The organism is Chitinasiproducens palmae (assembly GCF_900095735.1).
GTDB classification, from domain to species: Bacteria; Pseudomonadota; Gammaproteobacteria; order Burkholderiales; family Burkholderiaceae; genus Chitinasiproducens; species Chitinasiproducens palmae.
Genome location: NZ_FNLO01000018.1, coordinates 81,819 through 96,097, shown reverse-complemented (window position 1 = coordinate 96,097; position 14,279 = coordinate 81,819). Strand labels below are relative to the sequence as shown.

At 64.3% G+C, this 14,279-nt stretch carries 10 protein-coding genes; 2 read left to right on the top strand and 8 right to left on the bottom strand.

The window, feature by feature from the left end:
* Positions 1-288: 288 nt before the first annotated feature.
* The 8 genes from BLU54_RS22495 to recA all read right to left on the bottom strand — a co-directional run bounded on the left by BLU54_RS22495 (position 289) and on the right by recA (position 11,137).
* Positions 289-2,097, bottom strand: coding sequence for a PglL family O-oligosaccharyltransferase (locus BLU54_RS22495; RefSeq protein ID WP_091913333.1), 1,809 nt, complete (start codon positions 2,095-2,097; stop codon positions 289-291).
* Positions 2,098-3,032: 935 nt separating this feature from the next.
* Positions 3,033-3,500 carry a pilin gene (locus BLU54_RS24335; RefSeq protein WP_139169798.1) on the bottom strand — a complete coding sequence of 156 codons (468 nt, stop codon included), beginning with the start codon at positions 3,498-3,500 and terminating at the stop codon, positions 3,033-3,035.
* Between the two features lie 1,047 nt (positions 3,501-4,547).
* Positions 4,548-5,276, bottom strand: coding sequence for a TerC family protein (locus tag BLU54_RS22485; RefSeq protein WP_091913331.1), 729 nt, complete (start codon positions 5,274-5,276; stop codon positions 4,548-4,550).
* Between the two features lie 228 nt (positions 5,277-5,504).
* Positions 5,505-6,392: a succinate--CoA ligase subunit alpha gene (gene sucD, locus BLU54_RS22480; protein ID WP_091913329.1), complete on the bottom strand. Its 888-nt coding sequence runs from the start codon at positions 6,390-6,392 to the stop codon at positions 5,505-5,507.
* Positions 6,393-6,473: 81 nt separating this feature from the next.
* Positions 6,474-7,640, bottom strand: a complete 1,167-nt coding sequence (gene sucC / locus BLU54_RS22475; protein WP_091913327.1) for an ADP-forming succinate--CoA ligase subunit beta — start codon at positions 7,638-7,640, stop codon at positions 6,474-6,476.
* Positions 7,641-7,652: 12 nt separating this feature from the next.
* Positions 7,653-8,018 (bottom strand): hypothetical protein, encoded by a 366-nt coding sequence (locus tag BLU54_RS22470; protein WP_091913325.1) that lies wholly within the window; start codon positions 8,016-8,018, stop codon positions 7,653-7,655.
* A gap of 781 nt (positions 8,019-8,799) precedes the next feature.
* Positions 8,800-9,975, bottom strand: coding sequence for a recombination regulator RecX (gene recX, locus BLU54_RS22465; RefSeq protein WP_211435396.1), 1,176 nt, complete (start codon positions 9,973-9,975; stop codon positions 8,800-8,802).
* An 88-nt stretch (positions 9,976-10,063) separates the two neighbouring features.
* A complete protein-coding gene (recA, locus tag BLU54_RS22460; protein WP_091913321.1) occupies positions 10,064-11,137 on the bottom strand; it encodes a recombinase RecA in 1,074 nt (357 codons plus the stop codon).
* Positions 11,138-11,771: 634 nt separating this feature from the next.
* Between recA and BLU54_RS22455 the strand changes: the two genes are divergently transcribed.
* Positions 11,772-12,500: a response regulator gene (locus BLU54_RS22455; protein ID WP_091913319.1), complete on the top strand. Its 729-nt coding sequence runs from the start codon at positions 11,772-11,774 to the stop codon at positions 12,498-12,500.
* Between the two features lie 153 nt (positions 12,501-12,653).
* On the top strand, positions 12,654-14,252 hold the full coding sequence (locus BLU54_RS24065; RefSeq protein ID WP_235838088.1) for a sensor histidine kinase: 1,599 nt from the start codon (positions 12,654-12,656) through the stop codon (positions 14,250-14,252).
* The last annotated feature ends 27 nt before the right edge of the window (positions 14,253-14,279 follow it).

The following is a 14,279-nucleotide window of genomic DNA, read 5'->3' as shown; positions in this document are numbered from 1 at the left end:
GCCGGTTGCCGGTTGCCGGTTGCCGGTTGCCGGTTGCCGGTTGCCGGTTGCCGGTTGCCAGCGTAACGGCCTGCCGGGCACTGTGCGTCGGCCCGGCGTCCTGCCGGCCTACCGCGGAGACGCATGCAGCCAGGATGGGGATAACAACGTCAAGCCATCATCGCGACGCAGCCTCTCTCCAACAAGTGCAAGCTGAGCAACAGGCTCATCGGGCGTCTGCCTACCGGCCAAACATGATGGCGCTGTCGAAGCCCACCGGCTCTGCGCCCGCACGGCTTCCATACGCGATCAGTCGTCGACCTCGTCGCCATCGGCATCGTCGTTGACGCTCGCAGCGGGCCGTCCGCCGTAGCGGCGTTGCAGTTCGGCCTTGAAGCCATCCAGCACGACGCCTTGGTCGTCGCACAACGCGTACATCAACCCGAGTTGCGTGGGCCAATCGTTGAGGGCAGTCGCGAACTCGCGCAGACGCGCCACTTCCTCGATCGCCGCCTGCTGACGGCCGTCAAGCGCCAACAGGATCGCGTAACGACGCAATACCGTCTCCCCCGGCAGCAAAGCGATTGCCTGACGATGCATGGCGAGCTTGCCGGTCAGATCATCCGCATTGAGCGGAAGCAGCGTTGCCAGCCCATAGTTGCCCCAGGGGCTGAAGAACGTCGACGGTGCCGCACGGTATTGCTGTTCGGGCCGCTGTCCGTAATACAACACCTCGGCACGCTGATAGTCGGCGAACACCGGATACAGCGCGCCGATGCCGACCACCGTGAGCACGCCGTAGAGCGCGGTGCTCACGCGAGCCGGCACCCGCACCATCGACTCGGTCTCCAGCAGGCCGATCAGCAGCGCGACCGGCAGCAAGAAGAACAGATACTGTTGCGGATACTCCACGCAAGCGTGCACGGCCACCACGCCCAGCAACGTAAAGCAAAACAGGCGCGCATGGCTCAAGCCAGCCGACACGGCCCGCCAGAGCCAGAAGGCAAGGCCGCCGAAGACAACCAAGGCGCCCAGGCCACCGGTCTTGGCCAGCAGGTCGACGACGATGTTGTGCGAATTGTTGGCGATCTCCACCTTGCCGAGCGACAGCACCAGCTCATGCTGCGCGGCAGGGAAATCTCCCCAGCCAACGCCCAACCAGGGACTTCCGAGGAACATCGTCCAGCCGTAGCGCCAGAGCGACAGGCGAGGCGAGATCTGCCCGGCGTCCTTGAAACGCTCGGCCGCGGACACGGCGAGCTTCCAGTCGAGCAGCACGTTGAGTTCACGCACCACCACGTTGACGATCAGATAGATCACCAGCACCCCGGCCGGCAACAACCACGGCCGCAAGCGCAAGCCACGCGGCCGGAAACGTGCGCCGATCTCACGGCTGACCGACCATGCCATCAGCCAGCCGCAAGCAACGATCACCAGCACTTGAAGCCAGGGCGTGCGCGATACCGTCAACGCCTCTCCGACCGCGAACAGGGTCGTCAGAACCAGCCACGCCCACACCGGCAGGCGCCGAGTCTGCACGAGATACAGCGCCGCGGCGAGTGCGAACGCCAGGTAGGTCGCCAGATGATTCGCCTGCGCAAGGTTCGCGAACGGTCGCCGGAAGTCAGCGACACGGTAGGCAACCACAAAAGGCGAAACCTTGACTTCGAGGTGGAACAACTGGATCAACTGGCAGAACAGCGCGAAGGCGCCGCCTGCCAGCAGCGCATACGCGCTGACCAAGACGGTGCGCTCCGCCAGACCCAAACGTCCACTCCAATACCCGACATGCATGACGAGCGTGGCGACGAGCAAGAAGCCTATGCCGAGGTAGATCAGGACCGGTTGCTGTACCGGCAGCAAGAAACGCTGCGCCACCAGCACCGCAGCAAGACCGAGGAATATGAATGCGGCACGGGGGGAAGGATTTAGCCGAGGACGGCCAAGCGCGAACCATTGCCAGCCCAGCGCCGCTGCGCCCAGAACAAACAACGAAAGCGCCGCAAATTCCGAGAAAAACGTCGGGATCGGGTAGGTGTGCGCGGTGATGCTGTACGGCACGGTCCACCACAGGGCGACGAAACCGAGGAATACCAGCGGTGGAAACTTGGAGGACATGAGAGGACTGCCTGACTGGACCCGGCGACTATACACAAAGGTTCGCACCGCGTCACATGGGTCGCACGACACCGTCATGCGCGGCGATGCAAGCGACTGCACGGGCGGCTGCATGAGCGACAGCACAAGCAACCGCACAGCGACGGCACAATCCCGATCAGGGCCGCAGCGACGGCGCTGCCGTCCTGTTCAGACAAGCGGGGCACAGGGGCGCAAACTCTGCCGATGCGTTTCTCCTTTCCTGCAACTGCTCCGGGTCCAGGCTGCCGTCCCGGCGCGCCGCTCATAACGACTGTTCGTACCCGCGTGCTGTCCGTTTTCGCTGTCCGTTTTCGCTGTCCGTTTTCGCTGTCCGTTTTCGCTGTCCGTTTTCACTCGGCCCAATCGCTGCGTCAGTCTGCGCGCAAGCCGGGCCCACAGACTTCTTAACCCGGCGCTCCTGGCCGGCGTTCCCAGCCTGCGCTCGCAGCCAGCGCTCGCAGCCAGCGCTCCTGGTCTGCGTTCTTGGTCTGCGTTCTTGGTCTGCGTTCTTGGTCTGCGTTCTTGGTCTGCGTTCGTGGTCTGCGTTCCTGGTCTGCGTTCCTGGTCTGCGTTCCTGGTCTGCGTTCCTGGTCTGCGCTTCGGCTTCCGCTGCCGGTCCGCGCTACCGGCCTGCGCTCGCAGCCAGCGCTCCTGGTCTGCGCTCCCGGCCTGTGCTGCCGGTCTGCGCTCCCAGTCTGCGCGTACGGCCTCCGCTGCCGGTCCGCGCTCCTGGCCCAAGCTCCCCGCCTGCGCTCTGAGCGGCCCCCCCTGCCGATCTCATCGATCATCTAAGACGACATCGCACCCCGCCCCCTCTCCGCGCCGAGAAATCGCGGTCGGCGGGTCGAAACGCCCGATGAATCGACAATACTGGACAGCTGCGCATTCCTGCCCGGCAGCGTCTGGGTGCGGCGCTAGCCGCGGCATTCCGCCGGCGCCAGCTTACCCGGCAACGTTGGTTGGACTCTCGGCAGCGGTGCGTCGTCGTCAAGCTGAGAGCGGTCCTTGCCCGCTGCGAAGCATTCCCACACTAGTACGCCCTCCTGGCGAACGCCCACCTGAAGGCCGCCACGGGACGCGCCATCGGCCGTCGACGGTACGAGCACGAGCACATTGGACCCGGGCGACGCGACGCGAGCCTGGTAGGCGATGGCAATCTGGCCGCTTGCCGGATCGATTTCGATCGACTCGACATTGCGGGTCGACGCGGGCGGCTCGTAGCCCGCCTCGAAAGCGGTGCCGTTCGACGCATTTTCCGTCACGGCCAGTTGCGCCATGCTCGCCAGAACCAGACCCTCGCTGACGCGGCTTCGCGCAAGGTAGTCTTGGTAAGCGGGAACGGCGAAAGCCGATATCACAGCGACGATCGCCATTACGATCATCAGCTCGACCAGCGTGAAGCCGGCCCACGCGTGGCGCCTCGTGCGCCACCCATGCGGGCCAACCGCGCGGCCATGGACTGCCTGCGCGTGATGTGTGCGCTGGTCTGGCGGTGGCGACACACACTCGGCGACAGCGCGCGAGAGCGGAGCGCGCGACGGGCCGACCCTGGACGCGTCCGCTCCGCAGGCACCGAGCACGCGACATTGCCAGCGCCCGGCAGACCCGCTACCCAGTGCCTCGCACTGAACCGCCGCCCTCGCCCAGCGCCGCCGCTGTCTACGCCGTTCGTGATGGTGGCGTGCCAGCCATCGTGTCGGCCATCCCTCCTCACCTAGCCCGACGCGCTTGACGACCCTCAGGCGGTGCACGAATGGGGGCGGCCGATGCACGCGATGTTTCGGCGCCTCGTGGATGCCAGAGGGTTCACGGAGTCCGGATTGGGCCGCGTCATCCGTGGCCTGGCCGACGGCGCGACCGGCGTCGCGCGGCGCTTGATGTGGTGCCGGAATCGCCAGACGTCGTTCGCCACGCTCCGCCGGCCGATCCGACCTGCTCGGCGCGTCGCACCGAGCGGAACAACCGGGCGACCGCGGGCCGATGCGAATGTCTTGCCGGAGAGGAACGCGCAGCTGGGTCGGCTGGCGCAGTTGTCGGCTCGCTTGCCGGCACGCCTGTTGGAACGATTGCCGGCGCGAATGGCGGCCCGATTGGCGGCGCGATTGGCGGCCCGATTGGCGGCCCGATTGGCGGCCCGATTGCCAGCGCGATAACGTGCTGGCGGCGCGGCGCGTTATCGAGCAGGTGGCTCCGGAAGGTGATGGCTGAGTGTTTGCAGTCGCCGACTCCCGGGACGAGCGACGTCCTCGATCGATGATGGAAGCCGAGGTAAAAGTGCTGGCAGCGGCAAAGTGAGCGGTAGACATCGCGGCACGACCCATGTGACAGGATGTCTACAGTGCGCCGCTCCGAGCCGCTGCGCGACTCGGCCGAACGGCCTACCCCAATCAGTGCAATTGACGAACACGACTCGTGTTCAACATGCTTGGTCAGTCAGTGTGTCGGTCGGGACGCTCGCCAGACACCGCAATGCGCTGCGCGTGCCGCCGCCGCATGAACATTGCACAGACGACGACAAAAACGGCACCTGCTACGTGTGCGGCAGTGACGCCGTAGGGCACGGTAGCGAACGCGGTGCGCTCGACCAATGGATCGGTGACGATCAGCCCGCCGCCGATCCAGCCAAGCAGTGCCGCGCCGGCAATGACGATCCATGGCATGCGATCGAGCAGACGCAGGATCAACTGGCTGCCGAAGACGATGATCGGAATGCTTAGCACCAAGCCGAACGCGACCAGTCCGATCCGATGCGCCGGATCTGCTGCCTCGGCCGCCCCCGCGATCGCGATCACATTGTCCAGACTCATCACCAGATCGGCGACGATGATGGTCTTGATCGCGGCGAGCAGCCGCGAAGCTGGCTTCACGTCGTGGTGCTTGTCGTCCGGCAACGCCAGGCGCACGCCGATCCACAGCAGCAACAAGCCACCGGCCAGCTTGACGACCGGAATATTGAGCAAGGTGACTGCGAAGGAAATCAGCACCAGCCGCAGCAGAATGGCGCCCGCAGTGCCCCATAGAACACCGCGACGCCGCTGTTCGGGCGGCAAGCCCTTGCACGCCAATGCGATCACGACGGCGTTGTCGCCACCGAGCAGGATATCGATGACGACGATTTGTAGCACCGCGCCCCAGTGCAGATCAGTCAGGAATTCCAAGTGTGCCTCGGGATGAAAAAGTATCGCTGAAGGGACTGCCGGCTCGCCTCGCTCATCTTGAAAATCCACCGTGGCAGTAAGAAGGGCCACGCGCAAGGGGATCTGCAGACGCGCCAGCTCAGCCTAGCGCCGGGCCAACGAAAACGGGGTGCCACCGGCACCCCGTATATTAGACGTTCCTTACGGACGCCCTACAGTGTTTTCGCTGCGGCATTGCGCCGTCGCGTTTCAGGCACCGATCGCAGCCTTCAGCAGGCGACCCATTTCCGACGGGTTCTTGGTCGTCTTGATGCCGCACGATTCCATCACTTCGAGCTTGCTCTCAGCCGTGCCTTCGCCGCCCGAGATGATCGCGCCCGCGTGGCCCATGCGCTTGCCTTCCGGCGCGGTGACACCCGCGATGAAGCCGACGATCGGCTTCTTCATGTTGTCCTTCGCCCACAGTGCCGCCGCTTCTTCGTCCGAACCGCCGATTTCGCCGATCATCACGACCGCATCGGTTTCCGGATCGTCGTTGAACATGCGCAGCACGTCGATGTGCTTCAGACCGTTCACCGGGTCGCCGCCGATGCCGACTGCCGACGACTGGCCAAGGCCCAGCGCGGTCAGCTGACCAACTGCTTCATACGTCAGCGTGCCCGAACGCGACACGACGCCGATGCGGCCCTTGCGGTGAATGTGGCCCGGCATGATGCCGATCTTCAGTTCGTCCGGCGTGATCACGCCAGGGCAGTTCGGTCCCAGCAGCAGCGTCTTGCGGTTCTCGCGGCGCATGCGGTCCTTCAGCGCGATCATGTCGCGGACCGGGATGCCTTCGGTGATGCAGATCGCCAGATCGAGATCGGCCTCGACGGCTTCCCAGATCGCAGCCGCGGCGCCAGCCGGCGGAACGTAGATGACCGACACGGTCGCGCCGGTCTGTTCCTTCGCTTCCTTGACGCTACCGAAGATCGGAATGCCTTCGAAGTCTTCGCCCGCACGCTTCGGATTGACGCCCGCGACATAGGCTTCGCGGCCATTGGCGTATTCGCGGCAGGTACGCGTGTGGAACTGGCCGGTCTTGCCGGTGATGCCCTGCGTGATGACCTTGGTGTCTTTATTGATCAGAATCGACATGGTTACCTCTGTCTAATAGGGTGCCCCGCTCGTCGCCACGAGGCGCCGAGCACGGGTTGCGGCATAGGGAAGGCGTCGGACTTACTTGCCGGCAGCCGCGGCGACCACGCGCTGCGCCGCTTCTTCCATGCTGTCCGCAGAGATGATCGGCAGACCCGACTCGGCCAGCATCTTCTTGCCGAGGTCCTCGTTCGTGCCCTTCATGCGCACCACCAGCGGCACCTTCAGAGACACGGCCTTCGACGCGGCGATCACGCCTTCGGCGATCACGTCGCAACGCATGATGCCGCCGAAGATGTTGACCAGAATCGCCTTCAGGTCCGGGTTCTTCAGCATGATCTTGAACGCTTCGGTGACCTTCTCGGTCGTCGCGCCACCGCCGACGTCCAGGAAGTTCGCCGGCTCGCCGCCAAACAGCTTGATGGTGTCCATCGTCGCCATTGCCAGACCGGCGCCGTTGACCAGGCAGCCGATGTTGCCGTCGAGCGAGATGTAGGCGAGATCGAACTTCGAAGCCTCGATTTCAGCCGGATCTTCTTCGGCCAGATCGCGGTATTCGACGATTTCAGGGTGACGGAACAGCGCGTTCGAGTCGAAGTTGAACTTGGCGTCGAGCGCGATGACGTTGCCGTCACCGGTCAGCACCAGCGGGTTGATTTCGGCGAGCGACGCGTCGGTATCCCAGAACGCTTGATACAGACCCTTCAGAACCGTGCGAGCCTTCTCGATCGACGCGTCCGGCACACCGATCTTGCGCGCCAGATCGTCCGCCTGGGCGTCCGACAGGCCTTGCGACGGGTCGACGGCGACCTTGTGAATCAGCTCGGGCGTCTTGGCGGCAACTTCTTCGATTTCCATGCCGCCTTCGCTCGAACCCATCACCGTCACTTTTTGCGTGACGCGGTCGACGACCAGACCGAGATAAAGTTCCTTCTTGATGTCCGCGCCTTCTTCGATCAGCAGACGGCCCACCTTCTGGCCTTCGGCGCCGGTCTGGTGCGTGATCAGCTGCATGCCGAGGATCTGGCCGGCATATTCACGCACCTGGTCGAGCGACTTGGCGACCTTCACGCCGCCGCCCTTGCCCCGGCCGCCCGCGTGGATCTGAGCCTTCACGACCCAGACCGGACCGCCCAGCTCTTCAGCCGCCTTGACGGCTTCGTCGACGCTGAATACTGCGGTGCCACGCGGCACGGCGACGCCGAATTTGCGCAGGATCTCTTTGCCCTGGTACTCGTGAATCTTCATGCGTGATTCCCTTCAGTCAGAATGATTCGTTTGGAAAAAGGCTGGCCGCGTCATTGCCGTCGCAGGTGTCCGTTCGGTATGTGCGCCAGGAAACGGAACGGCATCGAACCGTGCGATTCGGCATTCCTGGATGCGGGATACGAAAGGAGAAACGATGGCAGGCAGTCGAGACGCGGCCGCCGCCAGTTGCGGCAGCCGGAAGTACTTCGCGAACGCGGTGCGCCGGGCGCCGCGGAAAGACAAATGGACCCCGGCGACCGGAACCGACGATGCGCCGGCCGACAAGCGAAGCGCGCGCTCCTTTCGACAGACAATACCTTGCGGAAACGCGCTGCTGCGCGTAAGCGACAAAGGGAAAGCCGGCGGAGCGATCGGCATGCTAATGGGCGGACGAAACGGCCATGTCGGAAACCGTCGGATTCTAGCATAGGCAAAAGCGCCGATTTGACAATGACGTGATGCCCTGAGGGGCGTCCGACGGCCCTGGCGCAGGGTTCATTGACTATGGACCAACAATCGACCGAGGCCTGCCGAGGTGGTACTGCGCGGCTTGAGCGGCGCGGATGCACTTGGCCAGGCATGGATGCACGACGATGGCGGCACGATCGTCACCAGCGTGAGTCACAAGCCGATTACTCTGGCTAGGCAAGACAGCCCGGGCGCGTCGGTCAAGCCTGCGGCGCAGCGCTGTGACGGTTCGCGATCACCGTTGCAGTCGACTTCGCCGGACGTGGGTGGCTCGAGAAGGGCTGGGTCGGTCGGGTCGGTCGGGTCGAGTCGGCTCTGACCGCTCTGGCGATGGCCACTTGGGCCACTTGGGCCACTTGGGCGACTTGGACGACTTGGAACGCTTGAACCGCTTGGACGGCTCGGGCACAGCTTGGACGGCCCCGCCGGCTCAAAGCGCAATGGCACGGTGGTATCGACGCGGCATGAGTTTTCAGAAGCCGGCGCGGAACGGTCGGCGTATCGGCTCGCGATGGCGCGATGGCGCGATGGCGCCTCGGTCAGTACCTTCGCATGTTGCGGCTGAAGCGTTGTCGGCGCGTAGGAGGCCCTGGCCTAGTGTCGAGCGACGGGCCACCGAAAGCCGCGCCGGGCCTTGGTCAAACGGTCCGGTTCGCGACTGCGACATCCATGCGCTGCGCCGGCGCCAACGTCATTCCTCCGACAGGTAGTCGAACGCGTCGTCCGCGCCGCATATGCGCAAGACCTTTACCGAGACCCCAGACGAAAAGCCTCGGGACAACAGGAAGCGCATCTGCTTGGCCCTTGCCTGCGGCGTGTCGGGCGCACCGATGCGACCGAATTTCTTCTGCCATACGTCGAGTGCGCGTCGATATTCGGAGTCTGCCAGTTGTTCCGCGGACTGCTGGACCAGCGACTCGTCCACCTTGCTCCGCCGCAACTCGGACAGGATGCGCTGACTGCCGAAACGGCCCGCGCGACGGTTCAGCAGGCTTTCTGCGTAGCGTTCATCGGACAACCATCCCTCGCGCTGGAGCGCGTCGAGTAGCGCAGCAACCGTATCGTCGCTTTCTTCTTCTGCAAGAAACGGGGCCAGCTTAGCACCCAGCTCTGCCCGACTATGCTCGCGCCGCGACAGATAGCCGATCGCCCGGCTACGCAGGCTTTTTTGCGGTTTCGCTTTGTCGCGCGCCACGTTCATGCGAGGCGTCGCACGCGCCTTGGCGGCCACATCCAACGTCTTGGACGGCGAGGCGGCGGCAGTGGCGTCGGCACGTGAGCGGCGTGCGCCGGGATGCATGAGACCTGCGGTAACGCCCGCAGTAGCACGTGCAACAACGCGTGCAGCAAGGCCTGCTGATGCCGGTCTGTCCACGGTCCGGCGTGCCGCGGCCAGGCGGAATTCTACGGATCTGCCGGCTCCGTCTGCTTCACCGAGTTCATCGAGTTCGTCGAGCCAGTCGGATTCGGCAGCTACGCTCGGCAGCGCCTTGGCATCGCTGTCCGGCGAGCTGACGCCGCTCGCAGCGCTCGCGTCTGTGGGGTCGGGAGCGCGGACCGCAGCGGATCGAGCGGAGTCAGCTTGCGACATCGCGGCAACGTCCACCGCGCTTGCCGAAGCGCAGACATCCGGCGACGGACGTGACAGGGTTGCAGATGACTCGATGCTTTTCGACGTGTGCCCGTCGGTCAGCGGAAACGGCTCGAGCTCGAGCCAGCTGTCTTCTTCATTGACGGGTGTCGTGCGGCTGAGCGGATCCGGTGCTTGGGCAGGACGGACGAATCCAGCACCGGTATCGGCAGGAATGTCGCCCACGTCGATGTCGCCCACGTCGGCGGCCCCGTCCGACGCGCCGTGCAGTGGCAAGGAACGCTTCATTCCGATCGCCTCTCCGACTAGGGCGAGCGGTACGGCACAGCCCATTGCAGGCTGGCCGTACGCCGACCCTACTTACTTATTCACCGATCACGCCATCCGCGTCCACGCCCGGCGGCAAAGCGGCCATCAGTGACACGCCCTTGGCTTCGCGGATACGATTTTCGATTTCCCGAGAAATGTCTGGATTGCTGCGCAGGAATTCACGCGCATTGTCCTTGCCCTGGCCGACCCGCTCACCCTTGTAGCTGTACCAGGCGCCAGCTTTCTCGACAATCTTCGCCTCGACGCCGAGATCGATGATTTCGCCTTCTCGCGAAATACCTTCGCCGTAGAGAATGTCAAAGATAGTTTCCCGGAACGGCGCCGCAACCTTGTTCTTGACGACCTTGACCCGCGTCTCCGAACCGATCACCACATCGGCCTTCTTGATCGAACCGATACGACGGATGTCCAGACGGACCGACGCATAGAACTTCAGCGCATTACCGCCCGTCGTCGTCTCCGGGCTGCCGAACATCACACCGATCTTCATGCGGATCTGGTTGATGAAGATAACCAGACAGTTGGCGCGCTGAATCAACGCCGTCAGCTTGCGCAGCGCCTGCGACATCAGCCGCGCCTGGAGGCCCGGCAGCGAATCACCCATCTCGCCTTCGATTTCGGCCTTCGGCACCAGTGCCGCCACCGAATCGATGACGATCATGTCGATCGATCCCGAACGCACCAGCGCGTCGGTGATTTCCAGCGCCTGCTCGCCGGTGTCCGGCTGCGAAATCAGCAAGTCCGACACCTTCACGCCGAGCTTCGACGCATATTGCACGTCCAGCGCATGCTCGGCGTCGATGAACGCGCAGGTACCGCCCTGCTTTTGCATTTCGGCGATGACCTGCAATGTCAGCGTCGTCTTGCCCGACGATTCCGGACCGTAGATTTCGACCACGCGACCACGCGGCAGGCCGCCCACGCCCAATGCGATGTCCAGACCCAACGAGCCGGTCGACACCACCTGGATGTCTTCGGTCTTCTCGTTGTCACCCAGCCGCATCACCGAGCCCTTGCCGAACTGCTTCTCGATCTGCGCGAGCGCGGCCGCCAGGGCCTGACTCTTGTCTGCCTTCAAAGCGGCCGAACCCTTCTTGCTGTCTTCCATTGAAATGTCCTTGCTGATTCAGAGGCCCCCGACCTGCGCCGGGTCGTCCTTCAAGACCCTCGCCGAAACGCGCGGCGGGTTGTGCAGTGGCGGAAACGCAGATGATGACGAGCGATTCGCTACTGTATAAAAAAACAGTTATGGATGCAAGTGAAATCGTCGTTGCACCGTGAGATGACCAGCATACGCGAGGTGCACGACTCGTCGGACTCGGCGCATTGGCCGGTTGCTGCCTCAACCATTTAGTGGCTGACCGCACATCGTGACGCCGACGCAGGAGCCTGAAGGCGTGCCCAGCCCACCTCTGCCTACCATTGCCTGCATGCAGGCCGCCGATGCCCCGACGTGTGGCTGCTACGATACAGTTAAATGGAGGCATTCTGCGGTTTTGAAATGGCCAAACGGGGGAATTCGAAGCTAGCCTGGCCCGTGACATCCTGCATCGGACTGACCGCCTGCCTGTCGCTTGCTCGAATCTCCGGGCCGGCCCCAATTGTCCGGCGTGGCAATGGCGGCGAAAGTACCGGTGGGTAAACTCGGCCGTCAGACCGAGCATCCCCGCAACCCCGCCAACCGCGGCGCTCGGCGGCTTCTCCCGGTCCGCTCGTTCCGCTTTTCGTCACGAGTTCAAGCCATGCGTATCCTGATTGCGGAAGACGACAGCGTCCTCGCCGATGGCCTGATCCGCTCGCTGCGGCATGCAGGTTATGCGGTGGACCATGTGACCAGCGGCAGCGACGCGGACAATGCACTGTCGCTACACGACTACGATTTGTTGATTCTCGACCTCGGCCTGCCGCGGCTGAGCGGTCTCGACGTATTGCGACGGTTGCGTGCCCGGCAATCGGCCGTGCCGGTATTGATACTGACCGCGGCGGACAGCGTCGACGCACGCGTTCGGGGCCTCGACCTCGGCGCCGACGACTATATGGCCAAGCCTTTCGCCTTGTCGGAGCTGCAGGCGCGCATTCGCGCGCTGACCCGGCGCGGTGCCGGCGGCGGACCAACCGTCATCCAGCACGGCGGACTCAGCTTCGACCAGATCGGTCGGCTGGCCAGCATCGACGGACGCGTCGTGGAATTGTCAGCGCGTGAACTCGGCCTGCTGGAGGTCCTGTTGCAACGCGCGGGTCGATTGGTTTCGAAGGAGCAACTGGTCGACCATCTGTGCGAGTGGGGCGAGGAAGTCAGTACCAACGCGATCGAGGTCTACGTGCATCGACTGCGCAAGAAAATCGAGGCGAGTGGCATTCGGATCTCGACCGTTCGCGGCCTGGGGTATTGCCTTGAGAAAGCGCCGAGCCGGGGCGCCGCCGCAACCGACACGCTGCCGCAGCGGTCATCCGCGCTCGCGGCTCACTGAGGCGCGGCGGACAGCAACGGGCAAGCGGCCTTGCATACGGCGAATCCAGACCTGCGCGGCAGTCCGAAGCGCGCGCAAAGCCATGACGATGCAGTCGAGCCGAGCCGCACCCTGCACGCGCGCGGCATCGGCTCCGCGGCGCCCGTCCCGGACTTGCAAGCCGCGGGCACGCGAGCTGGGGATGCACGTGACGCGGGCTCCCATTCGCTGTTCGGCGAAATCCTCGATTGGCTCCTGGCGCCGCTGTTATTGCTATGGCCGCTGAGCATAGCGGTCACGTATCTGATTGCGAAGTCGATCGCGAACACGCCGTTCGACAATGCGCTTGAGGCACGGGCCCGCGTGTTGGCCCACGCGGTGCAACGAGCCGATAGCGATACGCCGTTGCTGCTTTCGCCGTCGACACTGGAAGCGATCCAGGGCACGGAGAACGACCGGACGCTGTATCGCATCGGCACTACCGACGGCGTCACGCTCGCCGGCGATGCGAGGCTCAGCGCGCCAACCCGAGTCGCGATCCTGACCGGGCGCGCCGACGAGACGTTCGGCGGCCTCTCCGACGCTTCGACGGCGATCGGGACAGCGATCGAGAGAGAAACGGCGACCAAATCGGCATCGGCATCGGCGTCGGCGTCCGCATCGCGTCGCACGACGGCGCGCACACCCTCGCCCATCCGGCCGGCGGTGCAACTGCAGGATGTCACGATTGCCGGCGAAGAAATGCGCACCGCGACCCTGTCCGTCGAGGATAGCCGCACGGGGGAGCGGCGCTGGATACAACTGGCGGAGCCGACACGGGCGCGCGCTTCGCTTGCAAACGACATCATCAAGGGCGTGATCCTGCCGCAGTTCCTGATCCTGCCGCTAGCAATCGTGCTCGTGTGGTTCGGCCTCTCACGCGGTCTGGCACCATTGCATGCGTTGCGCGGCAATCTGCGCGGGCGTCGTCCGGACGACCTCTCGCAACTGTCCACCGAGCAGGCGCCCCACGAGATCGCGCCATTGCTGGCCTCGTTCAACGATTTGCTCAGTCGGCTGGAAGCGAACAACGCCGCGCAAAAACGTTTCATCGCACAGGCGGCGCACCAGATGAAGACGCCACTGGCCGGTCTGCGCATGCAGGCCGAACTGGCGCTGTCTCAGTCTTCGCCCACCGAAGTTCACCATTCCCTGTCGCAGATCGCCGCCAGTTCGGAACATGCCGCCCGCCTCGTTACCCAATTGCTGTCGCTGGCTCGCGCCGAGTACCGCAGCGCGCAAGCGCCGGAGCGCCTGGACCTCGTTGCGCTGGTACGCATGGTGGTTCATGAATGGGTCCCGCCGGCACTCGCGAAATCAATGGATATCGGTTTCGAAGCAGACGAGACAGCCGTTCAGATCGAAGGCCAGGCCGTCTTGCTCGGCGAGATGACCGGCAATCTGATCGACAATGCCATTCGGTACACGCCCGCTGGCGGCCGTATCACGGTCAGCGTGCACGCGGTTGGCGGACAAGCACTGCTGCAAGTCGAAGACACCGGCCCCGGCATACCGGTCGAGTTGCGGGAGCGGGTCGTCGAAAGGTTCTATCGCATCCTCGGGCATGGCGGCGAAGGCAGCGGCCTCGGCCTCGCGATCGTCAAGGAAATTGCCGAATCTCATGGCGGACGACTCGCTATAGGCGGCGCCGCCGACGAAACGATGGCCGGCACACGCATGCAAGTGACGCTGCCCCTGTACGAGCCTCCTTCCAGCCTCATCGACGCAGCCTGACGTGGTCTGCCCACAGGACGAATGTAG

Bases quoted from the DNA above. Each gene is read 5' to 3' on its own strand.
- BLU54_RS22495 (WP_091913333.1), bottom strand. From the start codon at position 2,097: ATGTCCTCCAAGTTTCCACCGCTGGTATTCCTCGGTTTCGTCGCCCTG.
- BLU54_RS24335 (WP_139169798.1), bottom strand. From the start codon at position 3,500: ATGATCGTAATGGCGATCGTCGCTGTGATATCGGCTTTCGCCGTTCCC.
- sucD (WP_091913329.1), bottom strand. From the start codon at position 6,392: ATGTCGATTCTGATCAATAAAGACACCAAGGTCATCACGCAGGGCATC.
- sucC (WP_091913327.1), bottom strand. From the start codon at position 7,640: ATGAAGATTCACGAGTACCAGGGCAAAGAGATCCTGCGCAAATTCGGC.
- BLU54_RS22470 (WP_091913325.1), bottom strand. From the start codon at position 8,018: ATGCCGATCGCTCCGCCGGCTTTCCCTTTGTCGCTTACGCGCAGCAGC.
- recA (WP_091913321.1), bottom strand. From the start codon at position 11,137: ATGGAAGACAGCAAGAAGGGTTCGGCCGCTTTGAAGGCAGACAAGAGT.
- BLU54_RS22455 (WP_091913319.1), top strand. From the start codon at position 11,772: ATGCGTATCCTGATTGCGGAAGACGACAGCGTCCTCGCCGATGGCCTG.